This is a genomic window from Pedococcus sp. 2YAF34, assembly GCF_052114585.1.
Classification (GTDB): domain Bacteria; phylum Actinomycetota; class Actinomycetes; order Actinomycetales; family Dermatophilaceae; genus Pedococcus.
In genome coordinates, this window is sequence record NZ_JBFRFA010000051.1 from 1 (window position 1) to 19,486 (window position 19,486).

At 71.7% G+C, this 19,486-nt stretch carries 18 protein-coding genes, 1 other RNA gene and 1 pseudogene; 7 read left to right on the forward strand and 13 right to left on the reverse strand.

What is annotated here, in order from left to right; genetic code table 11:
• Positions 1 to 48: 48 nt before the first annotated feature.
• Positions 49 to 1,257, reverse strand: coding sequence for a 4-hydroxyphenylpyruvate dioxygenase (gene hppD, locus AB4Z02_RS17870; RefSeq protein WP_441972645.1), 1,209 nt, complete (start codon positions 1,255 to 1,257; stop codon positions 49 to 51).
• Between the two features lie 107 nt (positions 1,258 to 1,364).
• Between hppD and AB4Z02_RS17875 the strand changes: the two genes are divergently transcribed.
• A complete protein-coding gene (locus AB4Z02_RS17875; RefSeq protein ID WP_441972647.1) occupies positions 1,365 to 1,829 on the forward strand; it encodes an Lrp/AsnC family transcriptional regulator in 465 nt (154 codons plus the stop codon).
• A 182-nt stretch (positions 1,830 to 2,011) separates the two neighbouring features.
• On the opposite strand, the gene AB4Z02_RS17880 is transcribed toward AB4Z02_RS17875, so the two are convergent.
• The 6 genes from AB4Z02_RS17880 to AB4Z02_RS17905 form a co-directional block, all read right to left on the reverse strand.
• On the reverse strand, positions 2,012 to 3,769 hold the full coding sequence (locus tag AB4Z02_RS17880; protein ID WP_441972649.1) for a DEAD/DEAH box helicase: 1,758 nt from the start codon (positions 3,767 to 3,769) through the stop codon (positions 2,012 to 2,014).
• Positions 3,770 to 3,960: 191 nt separating this feature from the next.
• On the reverse strand, positions 3,961 to 4,857 hold the full coding sequence (locus tag AB4Z02_RS17885; protein ID WP_441972650.1) for a zinc metalloprotease: 897 nt from the start codon (positions 4,855 to 4,857) through the stop codon (positions 3,961 to 3,963).
• Positions 4,858 to 4,989: 132 nt separating this feature from the next.
• The gene (locus tag AB4Z02_RS17890; protein ID WP_441972651.1) at positions 4,990 to 5,292 is read right to left on the reverse strand and encodes a DUF3039 domain-containing protein; all 303 of its coding nucleotides are present in this window, start codon (positions 5,290 to 5,292) and stop codon (positions 4,990 to 4,992) included.
• Between the two features lie 49 nt (positions 5,293 to 5,341).
• Positions 5,342 to 5,896, reverse strand: coding sequence for a YqgE/AlgH family protein (locus tag AB4Z02_RS17895; RefSeq protein ID WP_056882687.1), 555 nt, complete (start codon positions 5,894 to 5,896; stop codon positions 5,342 to 5,344).
• A gap of 102 nt (positions 5,897 to 5,998) precedes the next feature.
• Positions 5,999 to 8,290, reverse strand: a complete 2,292-nt coding sequence (locus AB4Z02_RS17900) for a DEAD/DEAH box helicase (RefSeq protein WP_441972653.1) — start codon at positions 8,288 to 8,290, stop codon at positions 5,999 to 6,001.
• 213 nt (positions 8,291 to 8,503) lie between these two features.
• Positions 8,504 to 8,902 (reverse strand): VanZ family protein, encoded by a 399-nt coding sequence (locus AB4Z02_RS17905; protein ID WP_441972654.1) that lies wholly within the window; start codon positions 8,900 to 8,902, stop codon positions 8,504 to 8,506.
• A gap of 68 nt (positions 8,903 to 8,970) precedes the next feature.
• On the opposite strand from AB4Z02_RS17905, the gene AB4Z02_RS17910 reads away from it, so the two are divergent.
• Positions 8,971 to 10,050: an LLM class flavin-dependent oxidoreductase gene (locus AB4Z02_RS17910; RefSeq protein WP_441972656.1), complete on the forward strand. Its 1,080-nt coding sequence runs from the start codon at positions 8,971 to 8,973 to the stop codon at positions 10,048 to 10,050.
• Here AB4Z02_RS17910 and AB4Z02_RS17915 read toward each other — a convergent pair.
• Genes AB4Z02_RS17915 through AB4Z02_RS17930 form a run of 4 tightly spaced genes read right to left on the reverse strand, consistent with a single transcriptional unit; the run spans position 10,015 to position 14,216 of the window.
• Positions 10,015 to 11,490, reverse strand: a complete 1,476-nt coding sequence (locus AB4Z02_RS17915) for an NAD-dependent malic enzyme (protein WP_441972658.1) — start codon at positions 11,488 to 11,490, stop codon at positions 10,015 to 10,017. The genes AB4Z02_RS17910 and AB4Z02_RS17915 overlap by 36 nt on opposite strands.
• 17 nt (positions 11,491 to 11,507) lie before the next feature.
• Positions 11,508 to 13,010 carry an amino acid permease gene (locus AB4Z02_RS17920; protein ID WP_441972660.1) on the reverse strand — a complete coding sequence of 501 codons (1,503 nt, stop codon included), beginning with the start codon at positions 13,008 to 13,010 and terminating at the stop codon, positions 11,508 to 11,510.
• Between the two features lie 18 nt (positions 13,011 to 13,028).
• A complete protein-coding gene (locus AB4Z02_RS17925; RefSeq protein WP_441972662.1) occupies positions 13,029 to 13,499 on the reverse strand; it encodes a hypothetical protein in 471 nt (156 codons plus the stop codon).
• A gap of 9 nt (positions 13,500 to 13,508) precedes the next feature.
• Entirely contained in the window at positions 13,509 to 14,216 is a 708-nt protein-coding gene (locus tag AB4Z02_RS17930) for a class I SAM-dependent methyltransferase (RefSeq protein ID WP_441972664.1), read from the reverse strand.
• Between the two features lie 81 nt (positions 14,217 to 14,297).
• Between AB4Z02_RS17930 and AB4Z02_RS17935 the strand changes: the two genes are divergently transcribed.
• The 3 genes from AB4Z02_RS17935 to AB4Z02_RS17945 all read left to right on the forward strand — a co-directional run bounded on the left by AB4Z02_RS17935 (position 14,298) and on the right by AB4Z02_RS17945 (position 16,006).
• On the forward strand, positions 14,298 to 14,909 hold the full coding sequence (locus AB4Z02_RS17935; protein WP_441972666.1) for an SIMPL domain-containing protein: 612 nt from the start codon (positions 14,298 to 14,300) through the stop codon (positions 14,907 to 14,909).
• A 4-nt stretch (positions 14,910 to 14,913) separates the two neighbouring features.
• Complete coding sequence (gene trxA, locus AB4Z02_RS17940) at positions 14,914 to 15,297, forward strand: thioredoxin (RefSeq protein WP_056882683.1); 384 nt, start codon at positions 14,914 to 14,916, stop codon at positions 15,295 to 15,297.
• Positions 15,298 to 15,364: 67 nt separating this feature from the next.
• On the forward strand, positions 15,365 to 16,006 hold the full coding sequence (locus tag AB4Z02_RS17945; protein ID WP_441972667.1) for a hypothetical protein: 642 nt from the start codon (positions 15,365 to 15,367) through the stop codon (positions 16,004 to 16,006).
• A gap of 42 nt (positions 16,007 to 16,048) precedes the next feature.
• Here the strand turns inward: AB4Z02_RS17945 and AB4Z02_RS17950 are convergent.
• Positions 16,049 to 16,804: pseudogene (locus AB4Z02_RS17950) on the reverse strand (phosphatase PAP2 family protein); the annotation flags it as partial.
• A 120-nt stretch (positions 16,805 to 16,924) separates the two neighbouring features.
• Positions 16,925 to 17,291: a transfer-messenger RNA gene (gene ssrA / locus AB4Z02_RS17955) on the reverse strand.
• 275 nt (positions 17,292 to 17,566) lie between these two features.
• Here ssrA and AB4Z02_RS17960 point away from each other — a divergent pair.
• Positions 17,567 to 18,208: a fasciclin domain-containing protein gene (locus AB4Z02_RS17960; protein ID WP_441972669.1), complete on the forward strand. Its 642-nt coding sequence runs from the start codon at positions 17,567 to 17,569 to the stop codon at positions 18,206 to 18,208.
• A gap of 183 nt (positions 18,209 to 18,391) precedes the next feature.
• On the forward strand, positions 18,392 to 19,414 hold the full coding sequence (locus AB4Z02_RS17965) for an NADP-dependent oxidoreductase (protein WP_441972671.1): 1,023 nt from the start codon (positions 18,392 to 18,394) through the stop codon (positions 19,412 to 19,414).
• The last annotated feature ends 72 nt before the right edge of the window (positions 19,415 to 19,486 follow it).

The window sequence follows — 19,486 nt, forward strand, 5'->3', positions numbered from 1 at the left end:
GCGTGGTGACCACGCGGCGTACCGGCCCTCGTCGTGCGGGAAGCTGCCTCAGAGGTTGCCGCGGGCGTCCTGCTCGCGCTCGATGGCCTCGAACAGCGCCTTGAAGTTGCCCTTGCCGAAGCCGAGCGAGCCGTGCCGCTCGATGATCTCGAAGAAGACCGTCGGACGGTCGCCGAGGGGCTTGGTGAAGATCTGCAGGAGGTAGCCGTCCTCGTCACGGTCGACCAGGATCTTGCGGCTCTGCAGCTCCTCGATCGGCACGCGGACGTTGCCGATGCGAGCGCGAAGCTCCTCGTCCTCGTAGTACGAGTCGGGGGTGTCGAGGAACTCCACACCCTCCTTGCGGAGCTCGTCGACGGTGCGCAGGATGTCGTTCGTCGCCAGGGCCAGGTGCTGGGCGCCCGGGCCGCCGTAGAACTCGAGGTACTCGTCGATCTGGCTCTTCTTCTTGGCGATCGCCGGCTCGTTGAGCGGGAACTTCACGCGGTGGTTGCCGTTCGCCACGACCTTGGACATCAGGGCCGAGTAGTCGGTGGCGATGTCGTCGCCGATGAACTCGGCCATGTTCACGAAGCCCATGACCTTGTTGTAGAAGGTCACCCACTCCTCCATGCGGCCCAGCTCGACGTTGCCGACGATGTGGTCGAGGGCCTGGAAGAGACGCTTGGGGGCACCCTCCCGCTTCTCGAAGGTGGACGTCTTGGCGACGTAGCCGGGCAGGTAGGGGCCGGTGTAGCGGGACCGGTCGACGAGGCTGTGCACGGTCTCGCCGTAGGTGGCGATCGACGCGATCCGGACCGTGCCGTGCTCGTCGGTGATGTCCTCGGCCTCGCGGACGACGCGGGCACCGGCGGCCTTGGCCTGAGCAACGCACTTGTCGACGTCCGGGACCTCGAGGGCGATGTCGACGACACCGTCACCGTGCTTGGCGTGGTGGGCGATGAGGGGGCTGTCGGGGGTGACCGCGCCGTTGATGACGAAGCGGATCGAGCCGGACTTCAGCACGAACGACTTGTGGTCGCGCTGGCCGTTCTCCGGACCCGCGTAGGCCACGAGCTCCATGCCCCACGCGGAGATGTAGTAGTGCGCGGTCTGGGTCGCGTTGCCGACGACGAAGACGATGGAGTCCCACCCGGTGACCGGGAAGGGGTCCTTCGACTCGTCGTACTCGACGAGGCCGACGAGCTGCTTGAGCTGCTCGATGTCGAGGTTGGCCTCGCGCTCCTGCGGGGTCAGGTCAAGGGTGGTGTCCGTCATGGCTGCAGCGTGGCGGGTGGGTCGGGTGTGTGCAACCGTACGCGGTGGAGTTGGGCAGAGTGCGCAGAGTGCCTGCTCATACCCCGGCGAGGGTGGACAATGTGACCATGATCCTCGACGACCTCGACCGTCGCGTGCTCGCGCTCTTCGCCGACCAGCCGCAGGTGGGCGTGCTCGGGGCCTCCCGGGCCCTCGGCGTCGCCCGCGGGACCGTGCAGGCACGGCTCGACCGGCTGGTGTCCCGGGGCGTCATCCGGTCCTGGGCCCCGCAGCTCGACCCGGCCGCGATGGGCTACCCCGTGTCGGCCTTCTGCACACTGGAGATCCGCCAGGGCCGCGGCCACTCCCCCGTCGTCGAGCACCTGCAGGCGATCCCCGAGGTGCTCGAGGCGCACACCATCACCGGTTCCGGGGACGTGTTCATCCACATCGTCGCCCGGGACAACGCCGACCTGCAGCGGGTCATCGACGCCGTGGTCGACGACCGCCACGTGGTGCGCGCCAACACCACGATCTCGCTGGCCACCCGCATACCGCTGCGCACGCTGCCCCTGGTGGAGTCCGGCGGCTGAGGCAAACGCCGTGTGATGACCCGAAGTCCCAGACTTCGGGTCACCTGGGGTCACATTGAGCCAAAGTCCCAGACTTCGGGGCACTGGGGTCACTTTGAGCCGAAGTCCCAGACTTCGGGGCACTGGGGTCGGTTTGGGCCGAGGTCTGGGACTTCGGGCTGGGGGTGGCGTGGCGCCGGCCCTCAGCGGCGGCCGACGAACCAGGCGCGGATCTTGTCGATCCGGGCCGTCACCTGCTCGGAAGTGGCCTCCTCCAGGGAGGGCCCACCACAGGCGCGGCGCAGGTCGTTGTGCACGACGCCGTGGGGGGCGTTGTTCTTGCGCGCGTAGGCGGCGACGAGCTTGTTGAGCTCCTTGCGCTGCGCAGCCAGCGCCCGGTGCGCCGACACCGGCGCGGGCTCGGCGGCCTTGGGTCGGCGCCCGTGCTGGGCGGTCTGTCGCTCGTGCAGCAGGACCGCCATCTGGTCGGGCTCGAGCAGCCCCGGCAGGCCGAGGTACTCCTGCTCCTCGTCCGAGCCCACGACGGCGTTGAGGCCGAACTGCTTGGCGTCGAACAGCACGTGGTCGAACTCGGCGTCGGACTCGAGCGCCTCGAAGGTGAGCTGGTCGATGTCAGGCGTCCGGGTGGTGCGGTTGGCCGCCTCGAGGAGCGCGTCCTCCTCGGCCCACATGGCCGCGGCGCTGCCGTCGTCCTTCTGCGGCCGGTCGAGCGCGTGGTCGCGCTCGTCCTCGAGGCGCGCGGCGTGCTCGAGGATGACTGGCACCGAGGGCAGGAAGACCGAGGCGGTCTCGCCACGGCGCCGGGCGCGCACGAAGCGGCCCACGGCCTGGGCGAAGAACAGCGGGGTCGAGGTGGAGGTGGCGTAGACGCCGACGCACAGCCGGGGCACGTCGACGCCCTCGGACACCATGCGCACCGCCACCATCCACCGCGAGTCGCCCGCGGCGTACTCCTCGATGCGCTCGGAGGACCCGGCGTCGTCGGAGAGCACCGTCGTGACCTTCTCGCCGGTGATCGACTCGAGGATCTTGGCGTAGGCGCGGGCGGAGGTCTGGTTGGAGGCGATGACGAGGCCGCCCGCGTCGGGCACGCCGCGGCGTACCTCGGTGAGGCGCTTGTCGGCGGCGGCGAGGACCGACGGGATCCACTCACCCTTGGGGTCGAGTGCCGTCCGCCAGGCGTGGGCCATGGCGTCCTTGGTCAGCATCTCGCCGAGTCGCGCTGCGATCTCGTCGCCGGCCTTGGTGCGCCAGCGCATCGCGCCGCCGTAGGCCAGGAAGAGCACCGGGCGCACGACGCCGTCGCGCAGGGCCTCGGCGTAGCCGTAGGTGTAGTCCGCGGACGAGCGACGGATGCCGTCACGGTCCTCGGCGTAGGTCACGAACGGGATCGGGGAGGTGTCCGAGCGGAACGGCGTGCCCGTGAGGGCGAGGCGACGGGTCGCAGGCTCGAACGCCTCGCGGATGGCGTCACCCCAGGACAGGTTGTCGCCGCCGTGGTGGATCTCGTCGAGGATGACCAGCGTGGAGGCGGACTCCGTGCGCGTGCGGTGCAGCGACGGGCGGCTGGCCACCTGGGCGTACGTCAGGGCCACCCCGTGGTACTCGCTGGAGTGCCTGGCCGAGGAGTTGGAGAACTTGGGGTCGATGTGGATGCCGACCCGCGCCGCCGCCTCGGCCCACTGCGTCTTGAGGTGCTCGGTGGGGGCCACGATGGTGACCGCCGAGATGGTGCCGCGGCCGAGGAGCTCGGTGGCCAGGCGCAGGGCGTAGGTGGTCTTGCCGGCGCCCGGGGTGGCCACGGCGAGGAAGTCGCGGGGGTCCTGCTCGAGGTAGCTGCTCAGCGCGGCCTGCTGCCAGGCGCGGAGCTTGGAGGCCGTGCCCCAGGCCGCCCGCTCCGGGAAGGCTGGTGACAGGTGCGAAGCGGCGGCGGTACTCATAGGCGAGCCACGGTAGCCGCTGTCGGGAAACGACATGCCGGGGCCCCGGCATCGCTGCCGGGGCCTCGGGGTGTGCTAGCTCGTGCCAGCTAGTGCCAGCTCGTGCGAGTGGCCGCGCTGGTGCTACTTCCCCTGGCGGTAGGTCACCCAGGAGTTCTGCATGCGGGTGGTCTGGCCGGTGGTGAAGGTGTTCATGCACGCGTCGTCGGTGTAGTCCATGAAGTTCTTGATGGGGTCCAGGCCGGAGGACGAGGCGAGCTGTCACGCCCGGTCGGGCAGCCGTAGGCGGGAGAGGCCTCGGCCGGGGTGTCGGAGACGTAGTCGCCCTGACCCGTGCACCCGCCCTGGAACGTGTGGTAGAGCCCGGCCCAGTGGCCGACCTCGTGGGTGGCGGTGTCACCGAGGTTGTAGGGAGAGGCGGTGCCGCCCGGGACGCTCTGGTCGAGGATGACGACGCCGTCCATGGCGTCGTAGCTCGACTTCGGGAAGGTCGCCCAGCCGAGCAGCCCGCCGGAGAGGTTGGCCGTGTAGATGTTGAGGTCGGCCATCGTCCCCTTGCGCAGCGTCGTCTTCATCGAGCGCTCGGCGCTGCTGCCCTGCGAGAGGTTGTACCAGCTGCTGTTGTTGGTGGTGTCGGTCCCGGCGAGGGTGAAGCTGAAGCCGGACGACGCGTAGGCGTTGTTGAGGACCGCGAGCTGGTTATTGACCTGGCTGGAGCTGATCGCGCCCGCCGAACCACTGGTGATGACGTGCACGTAGACACGCACGGTGGTCGCGGCGAACGCCCCGCCGCCTCCCGGCTTGCGCGCCGAACCGTTGGCCGTCTTGGTGTAGCCCTTGGCAGCCATCGCCTTCGCCAGACCGGCCTCCATGGCCTTCGCCTGCGACGCGGAGAGCTCGTTGCCGTCCTGGCGGTTGCCGCCCCGGGCGGACCGGGCCGCGTTCACCGAGTCGTGGTGGGTGGCGCACTCGGCGGCGACGGTGCTCTCGCCGGCCATGGGCTGCGCGGTGGCGCTGCCCTGGCCCAGTCCGAGGGCGGCGGCCCCCAGCAGGAGGGACGAGAGTGCGATGCGGGATCGAAGCTTCATGGGCGTCCTTTCACAGGGCACCCGGCCTGCGGTGACCGGGGCCGACGCCGCGACGCTACGTTTCCCGCGGACTACCCGGTCTCAACGGCAGGTAAAGACTCGTTCGCAAAAGGGCAGGTCAGGGGGCCTGCGTCACTCGCCGCCGTCCTGCGGGGCCCGCAGACCCTCGTAGATCTCCTTGCAGGTGGGGCACACCGGGAACTTCTTCGGGTCGCGGCCGGGCACCCAGACCTTGCCGCACAGCGCCACCACCGGCTCGCCGGACAGAGCGCTCTCGAGGATCTTCTCCTTGCGCACGTAGTGGGAGAAGCGCTCGTGGTCCCCGGGTTCCTGCAGCTGCTCCTCGACCTGCTCGCGCTCGAGCACGGCGGTCTGCGTGGAGGGCTGGGCCGAGGGGGCCAGCGGGTCGTCCAGGGGGATCTGGGGCTCGCTCATGCCCCGAGTGTATGCCGCGGTCCCGGACGCCCATGGCGCCCGTTGGGCGTCAGTTCAGCTCGGGGTCGGAGGGGAATGTGGCCACGAAGGCGAGGTGGTCGCGCTGCCGGCGCAGCACGCGTACCCACAGCTGGGTGGGGTCGGCGTCGAAGGCGTCGCGGCCCTCGGACTCCACGACGTACCAGCTCCCCGCGCGCACCTCCTCCTCGAGCTGGCCGGGCGACCACCCGGAGTACCCGGCAAAGATCCGCAGCCCCGCCACCTCGGGCACCACGATCGCGGGAGGCGTGTCGAGGTCCACCAGGCCCAGTCCTCGGAAGAGGCGCTTGACGCCCATGGGCTCGACGTCGCCGGGCACGGTGACCAGCCCCAGGGCGCTGTCCAGTCCCACGGGGCCACCCTCGAAGAGGACGGCGGGCGCGGTGACGTGCGGCTGCCAGTCCGGCAGCACGGCGTCGACACGGGCCTCCATCGGCCGGTTGAGCACGACTCCCTGGGCGCCCTCGCTGTCGTGGTGGAGCAGGAGCACGACGCTGCGACAGAACACCCCCTCCTCGATCTGGGGTGTCGCGACGAGCAGGCTGCCCGACAGGTCGGTGTCCACCCCACCATCATGCCCACAGACGCCACAGCCCCGGTCGCGGGGACCGGGGCTGTGGCTGTTCGGTTGAGCTGGCGCCCGATCATCCGGGCGCCGACGGCGGCGTCAGCCGCGCGAGTAGCTGCCGCGCTCGCGCTGGCCGCCGGGGCGGTCACCGTAGGAGCGGTTGCCGCCCTGGCGCGGGCCGCGGGGGCCACCGCCACGCGGGCCACCGTGTCCACCGGGACGACGGCCGCCGCGCTTCTCGCCCTCGAGCACCCGGCGCACCTGGTCCTCGGGGACCGGGATGCCGCTGGGGGTGACGGCGCCGGTCGCCGCGAGGCGCTCGTCGCCGGGGACCGCCTTGGTCGGCACCGCGTCGATGCCGGCCTCGCGGGCCATGCGCTCCATGGTGCGGCGCTGGTGCGGGAGGGCCAGGGTCACGACCGTGCCCTTGTCACCGGCGCGGGCGGTGCGGCCCGAGCGGTGCAGGTAGTCCTTGTGGTCGGCCGGCGGGTCGACCTGCAGGACGACGGAGACGTCGTCGACGTGGATGCCGCGCGCGGCGACGTCGGTGGCGACGAGCACCGGCAGGCTGCCGTCGCGGAAGGCCCCGAGGACGCGGTTGCGCGCGCCCTGGTTGAGGCCACCGTGCAGCGCAGCGGCGAAGACACCCTGCTCGCGCAGCTGCAGCGCCACGCGGTCGGCGCCGAGCTTGGTGCGCACGAAGACGACGGTGCGACCCGAGCGGTTGGCGACCTCGGCGGTGATGGTCTTCTTGTGCATCGGGTCGATGAGCAGCACGTGGTGCTCCATCGTGGTGACCGAGGCCTTGGCGTCGTCGGTGGAGTGCGTCACCGGGTCGGTGAGGTAGCCGTCGACGAGCTTGTCGACACCCTTGTCCAGCGTCGCGGAGAACAGCATGCGCTGGCCGCCGGCGGGCATCTGGTCGAGGATCGCGGTGACCTCGGGCATGAAGCCCATGTCGGCCATGTGGTCGGCCTCGTCGAGGACGGCGATCTCGATGGCGTCGAGGATCACGGCCTCGCGCTCGACGAGGTCCTTGAGACGACCCGGGGTGGCGATGAGCAGGTCGACGCCGCGGTTGAGGGCGTTGATCTGCGTCGTGTAGGACAGGCCACCGGCGACGAGCTTGTGGCGCAGGCCGAGGACGTGCACGAGGGGCTCGAGCGCGTCGGAGACCTGCATGGCCAGCTCGCGGGTCGGCACCAGGACGAGGGCGCGGGGGCGACGCGGGGCCGCCTTCTGGCCGTTGTCCAGGCGTGACAGGGCGGGCAGGCCGAACGCGAGGGTCTTGCCGGAGCCGGTCTGGCCACGGCCGAGGACGTCCTTGCCGGCGAGCGCGTCGGGGATGGTCGCAGCCTGGATCGGGAACGGCGCGGTGATGCCGTCACGGGCCAGCCGCTCGACCAGGCGCGTCGACAGGCCGAGGGCGGCGAAGCCGTTGTCCTCGGCGACGGTCACGGGGCCGTCGACGCTCTTGCGGGTCGCCTTGACCCAGGTGTCGGCCTCCATGCGCTCGGCCTCGGGGTCCACCTGGTCCTCGAAACGGGGGGCGCGGTCGAAGCGGTCAGCGCGGCCCAAGTCACGGCGGGGTCCACGGTCGTCACGGTTGAAGTCACGACGGGGACCGCGGTCGTCGCGGTCGAACGAGCGCTGCGGGCGGTCGTCGCGGTTGAAGGTGCGGGCCGGACGGTCGTCGCGGTTGAACTCGCGGCGCGGGCCGCGGTTGTCATCGCGGTCGAACGAGCGCTGCGGCCGGTCGTCGCGGTTGAAGGTGCGGGCCGGGCGGTCGTCGCGGTTGAAGGTGCGGGCCGGGCGGTCGTCGCGGTTGAACGAGCGCTGCGGGCGGTCGTCGCGGTTGAACTCGCGGCGCGGGCCACGGTTGTCGTCGCGGTTGAACGAACGCTGCGGGCGGTCGTCGTTGGAGTAGCTGGTCACGGGGCGGTCCTCACGGGAGTAGGTGCTGCGCTGGGGGCGCTCGTCGCGGGAGAACTCGCGGCGCGGGCCACGGTTGTCGTCACGGTCGAAGCGACGGACCGGGCGGTCGTCGCGGGAGAAGTCACGGCGCTGGGGCCGCTGGTCACGGTCGAACTCGCGGCGGGGGCCACGGTCGTCACGGTTGAACGACCGCTGCGGGCGGTCGTCACGGTTGAACGACCGCTGCGGACGGTCGTCGGGGGAGTCGCGGCGCTGGGGCCGGTCGTCGCGGTCGAACTCGCGGCGGGCCAGGCGGTCCGCGTCGCGGGCCGGACGGCTGGCATACGAGGACTTGCCGGCGCCACCGGCAGCGGACTGACCGCGGTGGGCCTTCTTGGGGCCCTTCTTCGCGGCAGCCTTCTGGTCAGGGGTCCAACGGGCCTTTTTGGGCGCGCCGGATCGCAGGTTCTTGGGCACAGATGTTCAACTCACTTCAGGTGCTCGAGGTAGACACGTCTCGAGCCACCTGGCGAGGGAAGCGATGAAGACGAGCCTCAGGCGCGTCAGCGCCCGCTGGACCGGACCAACAGTTGTCATCCGGTGGGGCTCAGTCGGAATCGGGAAAACGTGGTGAGGCCACTGTGCCTCCGGTGGCGCTGCCAGGCGCCTGCCGAACTGAGCACCTCCACTCTACCAGCGCCGGAGACGTCTCCCGACCACCACGAGCGTGACGCCGAGCACCACTCCCCCGAGGTCGGCCACCGCGTCCCACGCATCACCGGACCGGTGGGGCAGCAGGAAGTGCTGGAGCAGCTCGCTCACGGGGGCGTGCAGCGCGAGGACCACCACGACGAGCCCGGGGCGCACCCGCCACGGACGGGCCACGAGGAGCAGCACCGTGGGAACGCCGAAGAGGAGCACGTGCACGACCTTGTCGGTCCAGGGCACCGGTCCCACGACGCTGACCCGCGGCCAGTAGATGGCGGCGAGGTGCACGACCACCGACAGGAGCGCGACCACCTGCACCACGGGGTGACGGCCCGCCGCAGCAACCGCGGGGACACGCGTCGTCTCGGTCGGCCGGGTCACCCGCTCAGGGTAGGCGGCGTGGTCGGCCGCCGCGGAATCGGTCACCCCCGACCAGTGTTGGCCCCCACGTGACTACGACGAACGACCTCACCCCCGATCCCACCGCCGGCCCGACGACCGACCCGGCTGCGCCCCGTACCCGGCCGCTGTCCCTGCTGGACTTCGTCGACGTGCCCGCCGGCCTGAGCGCCCAGGACGCGATCGCCCGCAGCACGCGGGTGGCCCAGGCGGCCGACCGGCTGGGCTACGCCCGGTACTGGATCAGTGAGCACCACAGCTTCGCCGGCCTCGCGAGCAGCTCGCCCGAGATCCTCATCGCCCACCTCGCGGGGCAGACGTCGGGGATCCGCGTCGGCGCCGCCGGGATCATGCTGCCCAACCACTCCCCGCTCAAGGTGGCCGAGTGGTTCAAGACGCTCGAGATGCTGCACCCGGGCCGCATCGACCTCGGCCTCGGCCGGGCGCCGGGAACGGACCAGCTCACGGCGTTCGCCCTTCGCCGGTCGCGCGAGGCCCTGACCGCGGACGACTTCCCGCAGCAGGCCGGCGAGCTGCTCGCGTTCCTCGCCGACAGCTGGCCGGAGGACCACCCGTTCCGGTCGGTGCTCGCGACCCCGGTGGTCGACACCTCGCCGGAGCTGCTGATGCTGGGGTCGAGCGGGTGGGGCTCGGCGTTCGCCGCGGCCAACGGCATGACGACGGTCTTCGCCCACCACATGGCACCCGAGCTCGCGGTGGACGCGCTCCAGGCCTACCGGCGCAACTTCCGGCCGGGGCCGCTCGGCGACACCCCGCGCGTCATCATCTCGGTGCTGGCCCTGGCCACCGACGACGAGGACGTGGCCGCCGACTTCCGGGCCGGCTGGGCACTGCAGATGCGCCGCATCCGCAGCGGCGACACCACCCGGCCGAGCGCTGCGGAGATCCGCGAGTTCCGGCTCTCGGACGACTGGGCCCGCGTTGCCCCCACCCTCGAGGGCCGGGTGTACGCAGGGCCGGCCGCCGACGTGGCCAAGGGCCTGACGGCGCTGGCGGACGAGGCCGGCGCCGACGAGGTCACCCTCGTGGCACCGACGCCCGACCTCGACGCGAAGCTGCGCAGCCTGGAGCTGCTAGCCGATGAGCTCGGCCTCGTCGCCCGTGGGTGAGGCGGCCTCGGCGACCGCCGCGCGCTCGGCGGCCTCCGGGCCCTGCCCGAGCACCGCGGCCTTGACCGCCGCCGCGACGACCTTCGACACGTCGGGGTGGAACACGCTCGGGATGATGTAGGCGGGATTGAGCTCGTCGGGGTGCACCACCTCGGAGAGCGCCTTGGCCGCCGCCAGCATCACGTCGAGGTCTATCGAGGTGGAGGCCGCGTCGAGCAGGCCGCGGAAGACGCCGGGGAACACCAGGACGTTGTTGATCTGGTTGGCGAAGTCCGACCGCCCGGTGGCCACGACGGCGGCGTGCTGGGCCGCGGCGATCGGGTCGACCTCCGGCTCGGGGTTGGCCATCGCGAACACGATCGCGTCGTCGTTCATCGTGGCGATGTCGTCGCCGGTGAGGATGCCCGGGGCGGAGACGCCGATGAAGACATCGGCACCGGCCACGGCCTCCTTGAGCGTCCCGGTCAGGCCGCGCCGGTTGGTGTTGGCGGCGACCCAGCGCAGGTTGTGCTGGCCCTCGGCCGCGAGGTCCTCGCGCCCGGCGTGCACCACGCCGTACTGGTCGGCGACGACGACGTCGCTGGCACCGGCCCGCAGGAGGAGCTTGAGGATCGCGGTGCCGGCGGCACCGGCACCGCTCAGGACCACGCGGGCCTCGCTGAGCTCCTTGCCGACGACCCGCAGCGCGTTGCGCAGCGCCGCCAGCGTGACGATCGCCGTGCCGTGCTGGTCGTCGTGGAAGACCGGGATGTCGAGCTCCTCGCGCAGCCGCGCCTCGATCTCGAAGCAGCGCGGGGCCGAGATGTCCTCGAGGTTGATGCCGGCGAACACCGGGCTGATGGCCTTGACCGCCGTGATGATCTCCTCGGTGTCCTGGGTGTCGAGGCAGATCGGGAAGGCGTCGATGTCGGCGAACCGCTTGAACAGTGCCGCCTTGCCCTCCATGACCGGCAGTGCGCCGAGGGGGCCGATGTTGCCGAGGCCGAGGACCGCCGAGCCGTCGGTGACCACGGCGACGGTGTTGCGCTTGATCGTCAGGCGGCGGGCGTCCGACGGGTTCTCGGCGATGGCCATGCACACGCGGGCCACACCCGGGGTGTAGATGAGCGACAGGTCGTCGCGGTTGCGGATCGGGACCTTCGACTCGATCTTGAGCTTGCCGCCGAGGTGCACGAGGAAGGTGCGGTCCGAGACCTTGCCGATCTCGACACCGTGGACCCCGCGCATCTGCTCGACAATCTCGTCGGCATGCGCCGTGTCGCGCGCTGCGGCCGTGACGTCGACCCGGAGGCGGTCCGCGCCGGACGCGGTGACGTCGAGACCGGTGACCAGTCCCCCGTTCTTCTCGACGACCCCGGTCAGCTCGGAGACCGCGGTGGCGCGGGCGGGGAGCGTGAGGCGGACGGTGATGGAGTTGGACACGGAGGGCACGGCGGTCATGCCGTGCATTGTCCCGATTACCGCGGGGTACGCCGAACCGAGGTCCCCAGGGTCTCGCCGACCGGGCGGTCGGCCCCATCGCGACCGGCATCGTCGGCTGTGCGGCCACGCCCGCGCACCAGGCCGATCGCGAGGATGACCGCGGCCAGCGCCAGGCTCAGGCCGAGCTCGAGCCGGTGGCCGGGGCGGACGAGCATGAGGACCAGCACGGCGGCGATGAAGGCGATGGTCACGTAGGTCAGCCCGGGGTACAGCCACATGCGCACGGCCGGCGTCGCGCCCTCAGCGTCGAGGGTGCGCCGCATCCGCAGCTGGGACAGCGCGATGACGAGGTAGACGAACAGGGCGATGGCGCCGGAGCTCGCCAGCAGGTAGCCGAAGATTTTCTCGGGCAGCAGGTAGTTGCCGATGACGCCGAGGAAGCCGACGGCCGAGCTGGCGATGATGGCGAAGGCGGGCACCCCGCGGGAGGTGACCCGGGACCAGGCCCCGGGGGCCTCCCCGCGCGTGGACAGCGAGAACGCCATGCGCGACGCGGTGTAGAGCGCGGAGTTGAGACAGCTGGCCACCGCCGTGAGGATGACGAGCTCCAGCACGGTGGTCAGCCCGCCGAGGCCCATGCGCTCGAGGGCGACCTGGTAGGAGCCGGAGCTCTGGTCCACCAGGGCCGGGTCGTTCCACCGAACCAGGGCGACCACCACGAAGATCGAGCCCAGGTAGAAGAGGCTGATGCGCCAGATCACCGAGTTGACCGCGCGGCGGATGCCGACCTCGGGGTTGGGCGACTCGGCCGCCGCGATGGTGACGATCTCGGTGCCCATGAACGTGAACATCGTGACGAGCATCGCCGAGAGCACGGCACCGAAGCCGTTGGGCATGAAGCCGCCGTCGTGCCACAGATGGCCGACGCCGGAGGTGTGCGACCCGGGCAGCACACCGAGGACGGCCAGCACGCCGGCACCGATGAACGCCACGATCGCGATGACCTTGACCAGGGCGAACCAGAACTCGAACTCGCCGTAGTTGCCGACGCTGAACAGGTTCGTCGCCACGAGCAGCCCGGTGATGAGCAGGGCGAAGAGCCACTGCGGCACCGCGGGGAACCAGTCGCCGAGGATCAGCGCCCCCGCCGTTGCCTCGACGGGGATGACGATGACCCAGAACCACCAGTAGAGCCACCCGATGGAGAAGCCGGCCCAGCGTCCGAGGGCACGGTCGGCGTAGGTCGAGAACGAACCGGTGTCGGGCTGGGCGGTCGCCATCTCGCCCAGCATGCGCATGACCAGCACGACGAGCGCCCCGGCGAGCGCGTAGGCGACGAGCACGGCGGGGCCGGCGGTCGCGATGGCCTTGGCCGACCCCACGAACAGCCCGGCACCGATGACGCCGGCGATCGAGATCATGGTGACGTGGCGCGGCTTCAGCCCGGCCTGGAGCTGGGTGTCCGCGACGCCCGGCGAACCGGGGCCTGTCCTGCCGTCCGTCGGGTGGGTCGCGGTATTGCTCGTCGCTTCGCTCACCCCAAGGACTGTGGCGGCTCAGGACCGGGGGCGCAAACCGGGACGCCGGGGGCGCCGGCGGCGCAGGCGGCGCACGACGAGCTGGTGACCGGTCACCGACAGCCACAGGCAGACCCCCGCCAGCGGCAGCTCAACCAGCACCGCCATGGCGACCGCGACCCACCGTTCGTGGGCCGTCGGCGACATCACCACGTCGAACCAGGCGTCGGCGACCAGCAGCGTCCCGGTGACGGCGGCCAGCGGCGGCAGGGTCGTGTGCAGGCGCAGGGCCGACCAGGCGGTGGCTGCCAGCGAGACCAGCATGGCCGCGTCGAAGCCACCCCAGGCGAGGTCGTAGTGGGAGGCGAAGTGGTGCCGTGGCAGGTTGAGGGACAGGTAGACCGTCCACGGGACCATGAGGGCGGCGAGCACCACGAAGACCCAGCCGACGAGCTGGACCGCACGGCTCGCCGTACCGGGCGGTGCCAGCTCGGAGGGCGCGTCAGCCATGACGGGTGGTCATGCCGTGTCCGCCAGCCGGACCGTGAGCAGGTAGCGCTCGTGCTCGATCTCCTTGCCCCAGTAGACCGAGTCGGTCAGCTGCACCACCGCGGGCTCACCGACGAGCTCGCGCACCACAGCGGCCAGCTCGTGCGACGGGACCCCGGCGCGCCAGGGGGCCGCCGGCTTGCCGTCGGCGCCCTCCAGACCCCACCGGCCCTCGACGAGGACGAGGCGACCACCGGGCCGCAGCAGGCCGGCCCAGGCGCGCAGTGCCGCGAGCGGGTCGGGCAGGGTCCACAGGACGTGGCGGGCCAGCACCACGTCGAACGTGCCCGGTGCCAGGGGCGGCTCGCCGGCGTCACCCTGCACCACCGCCACGGCCCGGCCGAAGGGTGCCGCCTTCGCCGTGGCCAGGGCGACCATCTCCTCGGAGAGGTCGACCCCGCTCACCTCGTGGCCGAGCTCGGCCGCGAGGACCGAGAGCGTGCCCGTGCCGCAGGCGAGGTCCGCGACCCGGCTCGGGGTGGCCGGCAGCCACGTGCGCAGCAGGTCCTTCCACGCGGCGCGCATGTCGGGGTCGAGCAGGCCGTGGTCGGGGTACTCGTCGTACTCCGCGGCGAACTCGTCCCAGTAGTGGCGCACCTGCTCGACGTCGATGTCCGACGGCGAGGGCAGGCGGATCCCCTCGAGGGCCGGGGCGGGAGCAGCCGGGTGCTGGGTCATGCGGTGGTTCCTGTCCTGTTCCGACGGTGCGACCACCAGCCAACCACGTCGGGCCGACACCGCACGACCTACGCTGGGCCGATGAGCAGCCACATCGAGGTGAGCGGCACCGGCCAGGCCTCCGCGGTCCCGGACGTGGTGCGCCTGCGGGTGGGCGTCCGCTGCGAGGCCGACGACGTCTCCTCCGCCCTGACGGACGCGACGGGCCGGACCGCCGCGCTCGCCCAGGCCGCCCGCGACCACGGGGTCGAGCCCTCGGACCTGCGCACCACCGACACCGGCGTGCAGCCGCGGCACGACCGGGAGGGCACCACGGTGCTGGGGTACACCGCCTACCAGACCCTGTCGGTGACGGTGCGCGACCCGGCTCGCGCCGGCAGCCTCGTCTCCGCCTTCGCGGGAGCGGCCGGCGACGCCCTCACCGTCGACCACCTCGGCCTCGAGCTGGCCGACCCACGGCCCCTGCTCGCCAGCGCCCGTGACGCCGCGTTCGCCGACGCCCGGTCCAAGGCCGAGCAGTACGCCGCGCTGGCCGGGCGGGAGCTCGGGAAGGTCCTCGCCGTGACCGACGTTGTGCAAGGAGGACCCCAGCCGCGGATGGCCCTGATGGCCGCGCGCACGACGGACGGCTTCGTCGAGCTGGGCGAGAACACCGTGACCACGACCGTCGTGGTCCGCTGGGACTGGAAGTAGGCACATGGCCAGCACGACCCTGACCGCGCAGAACTTCGAGAAGACCATCCTCGACGAGGGCACCGTCCTCGTCGACTTCTGGGCCGAGTGGTGCGGCCCGTGCAAGCGCTTCGGGCCGGTCTACGAGGCCGCCTCCGAGCAGCACCCCGACATCGTCTTCGGCAAGGTGGACACCGAGGCCGAGCAGGCGCTCGCCGCTGCCGCCAACATCACCTCGATCCCGATGCTCATGGCCTTCCGCGACGGCATCCTCGTCTTCGCCCAGGCCGGCGCCCTCCCCGCGCCCATGCTCGAGGACGTCATCACCAAGGTGCAGGCGCTGGACATGGAAGCCGTCAAGGCCGACGTCGAGGCACAGCGGGCGGGGGCGCCCCAGCAGGGCAGCTGACGCTCGGCCGCTGCGGCCCTCGGCCGCTGCGGCGGGGAGCCCGGTCGCAGTACGCCACACTTCAGCCATGACAACGTGGTGGGTCCAGACCCTCGGCTGGGCAGGGTCGTCGTTGCTGGTGTTCTCGCTCCTGCAGGCCCGGGTGCTGCGGTTCCGGCTGCTCAACCTGGTCGCGAGCTGCACGCTCACGGCGTTCAACGCCCTCGTGCACGTGTGGCCGATGGTGGCGATGAACGTCGTCATCGCCGGCATCAACATCGTCTTCATCTCCCGGCTGCTGCGTGAGCGGGGCGACGACAAGGTCTACGAGGTCGTGCCCGTCGGACCCGACGAGGCCTACCTGCAGCACTTCCTCAAGGTGCAGGCCGCGGACATCCGCAAGCACTTCCCCCGCTTCGAGCCCGCGACCGGGCATGCAGCGCCGGTCCTCGGCGAGGGCCGCAGCGCCTACCTCGTCGAACGCGGCAACGAGACCGTCGGGGTCGTCGTCGTGCGCGACGCCGGCGACGGGGTGGCGCAGGTCGAGCTGGACTACGTGACGCCGCGCTTCAGGGACTTCTCACCCGGGGAGTTCGTCTACCGCAGCAGTGGCCTCTTCCGGGGCAAGGGCATCCGGCGCATCATCACCCCGCCGGGGATGCTCAACCCCTACTACGCGCGGCTCGGCTTCCGTGCGGAGGGCGACCACTGGGTGGCCGACCTGGCCTGAGCGGTCCTGGCGGACGGTCAGGTAGAGGCGGTGCGCCGTGACGACCACCGCGGCCCAGGCCAGGCCGAGGGCCCAGCCGGCCACCACGTCGGTGAGCCAGTGGTGGCCGAGGAAGACGCGGCTCACGCCCATGGTGAGCACGAACACCAGGCCGGCCCCCACGACGGCGGCGCGCCCGCGGGCAGACTCGACGCGGCGCAGCACGAGGTACACGGCCACACCGGTGAGGACGGTGGCGTTGAGCGTGTGCCCGCTCGGGAACGACGGGGAGGTCTCGAACGGCGGGACCGCGAGGGTCTGGGGCGGCCTGGCGCGGGCGACGAGGTCCTTGCCCGCGATGGTCATCGCCAGCGAACCCGCAGCCGCGATCACCATGAGCACCACGGGGGTCCGCGAGCGCCAGCGGAGGACCATCACCAGCGTCGCGAGCAGGGCGAGCACCGGCATGCCCACGGGTCCGCCCACGTCGGTGTAGAGGGTGACGGCATGGTCGAGCCCGCTGCTGCGCAGGCCCACCGCGGCGTCCAGCACGGGCCGGTCCAGCCCGGCCAGGCCGTCGGCCTCGACCACCGACTCGTAGACCTGGGCGACCGCGGCGACCAGGGCGGTCACGACGACGCCGCCGACGAGGGCGGTGAGGACGAGGACGAGGTTGGCAGCGCCCCAGGCGCCCAGGCGCGCCGCTCCCCTGCCGGCGGCCAGGGCGGCCCGCGCGAGCGCGCGCCCCGGCGGGGTCGGCCAGGCGGTCAGGTCCCGGGGACCGATCCGCTCCTCGTGGGGGGTGTCGTCGCGCAGCATCGCCCCATCCTCGCAAGGGCGCACCGGATGCGCAGCGGGCCGGCACCCGTCCGGGGACGACGAAGGGCCCGGCGCCTGAGCCGGGCCCTCCTGACAGATGGTGCGTGGGTGTGGGCACGATGGTGGAGGTGGCGGGAATTGAACCCGCGTCCATTGACGGGAAACCAGGGCTTCTCCGGGTGCAGTGCGCTGCGGATTTTCTCGGCCCCAGCGCTCGCACGCACACGTCCGCTGACAGGCCCAGTCGAGTAGGAGTCCCGCGCAGCCCCCCGACATGGCTGCGCAGCAAGTTCTCTAGCTGACGCCAGACACTGAGACGAGAACTAGCTCAGGCTGACGGACTTCGAGGCTCGCTCAGGCGGCGAGGGCGAAGTCGGTGCGCTTGGAATTGGCACCTATTGGTTTGCCAGGAGCGTTAACGAGATAACCAGGCATCCTCGACCCGCTTCCCCTGAAATGCCGACCAATGTCGAAACCGATCACCCCCATGCTCCGGTGCCGCCGGCTCACGAGCCGACGCTGGGTGCACGGGGTGCTCACACACACGCTGTTCAGTTGTCTTTGCCGATCGTAGCGTCCAACGCCGACAGCTCCCGCATCTATTTCCACCGTCGGGGCGCCGACCTCGGGCAGCGAGTCTGTCCAAGGTCTGTCCAATCTGCTCGCGTGACCGCTCCGAAGCACGGACGCAGGGTCCGGACCGCGGCCAGCGGTGACCCCGGTCCGGGACCGTCCACACCGCAGTGGATCAAGGAGACATGCATGTCCGTACGACGCATCACCACCTCACTGGCCGCTCTCGGCCTCGCCGTGGCCAGCGCCCTGGCCGTCGCTCCGTCCGCCTCCGCCCACGGCGCGGACCACGGACCGAGCGGTACCCGCAGCCTCGCTGCCGTCCTCGCGAAGGACGGCTCGGGGTTCGACCGCAACTGGGACGACTTCGACATCGTCGACAACGCGGTCCAGGCCGTGCTCAAGGCCGACCCGAAGTCGCCGGTGGCCGTGCTGGCCGACGGGACCGTGCCGCTGACCGCGTTCCTGCCGACCGACAGGGCGTTCCGCCGGCTCGCCTCGGACCTCACGGGCAAGACGTACTCGTCGGAGTCGGCCGTGTTCACCGACGTGGCGTCGCTGGGCATCCCGACGGTCGAGGCCGTGCTGCTCTACCACGTGGCGCCCGGTGCCACCGTCACCTACCGGCAGGCGCTGCGGTCCGACGGCGCCACGCTCACGACCGCCGGCGGGGGCACGTTGACGGTCAAGGTCCTCTCGCGTCACGAGGTGCGGCTCAAGGACGCCGACCCCGACGCCCTCAACGCGAAGGTCGTGCGCCCGAACATCAACATGGGCAACGTGCAGATCGCCCATGGCGTCTCGGAGGTCCTGCGCCCGGTCGACCTCTGACCACGCAGGACACGGCCCACACGGTCGCGGCACCCCGGTGCCGCGGCCGTGCGGCTGCCGCCTCAGGCGTGCCCTGTGGGACATCCCACCTCCGCGCCGTCCGGGGAACAGCGCCACGACAGGGCCGGTTGCCACGACGGGCCCGTTCCTCGGCCCCACCCCCTCGTGAAAGGCACCTCCCCCGTGACGACCAGCACCCAGTGGCACCTCGTCCGCCGTCCCCACGGCGAGCCCGTCGACGCCGACTTCTCCCTCGTGCAGGCAGAGCTCGACGTGCCGGCAGCCGGACAGGTCCTCGTGCGCAACACCTTCCTTTCCGTCGACCCGTACATGCGCGGGCGGATGAACGACGCGAAGTCCTACGTGGCCCCGTTCGAGCTCGGCCAGCCCATGACCGGTGACGCCGTCGGTGTCGTCGAGGCGCTCGAGGGCGAGGTCGTCGACGCGACCGGCCGCCGGGTGCAGGTGGGCGACACGGTGCTGCACCCGTACGGCTGGCGCACGCACGCCCTGGTCGAGGGTCGCCACGCGCGGGTCGTCGACACCACGCTCGCCTCCCCCTCGGCGTACCTCGGGGTGATGGGCATGACCGGGCGCACCGCGTACGCCGGCCTCCTGCGCACCGCCGAGCTGCGCGAGGGCGACCGCGTCTTCGTGTCCGCGGCGGCCGGCGCCGTCGGCTCACTGGTCGGCCAGATCGCCCGCCTCAAGGGCGCCTCGCTCGTCGTCGGCTCGGCCGGCGGCCCCGACAAGGTGCGCTGGGCGGTCGACGAGGCCGGCTTCGACCGGGTCGTGGACTACAAGGCCCAGCCGATCGCCGAGGGGCTGCGCGAGGCCGCGCCCGAGGGCGTCGACGTCTACTTCGACAACGTGGGCGGCGACCACCTGGAGGCCGCCATCTCCGCGCTGCGCCCGCAGGGACGCGTGGCCATGTGCGGCGCCATCTCGGCCTACAACGCGACCGAGCCGGCTCCCGGCCCGCGCAACCTGTTCCAGGCGATCGGCAAGCGGCTGACCCTGCGCGGCTTCCTCGTCAACGACCACGAGGACCTGCGCCCCGAGTTCGAGCGCGAGATGTCGGCGTGGCTCGCCGACGGCCGTATCGCGTGGCGTGAGACCGCCGTCGAGGGCATCGAGAGCGCGGTCGAGGGGTTCCGCAGCCTCCTCAGCGGCGGCAACACCGGGAAGATGGTCGTGCGCCTCTGAGCAGGCCGAAGCGGTGACGGCGACGCTCGCCAGTCACCGCCAGCACCACCCGCCGAGGGCGGACCGGAAACC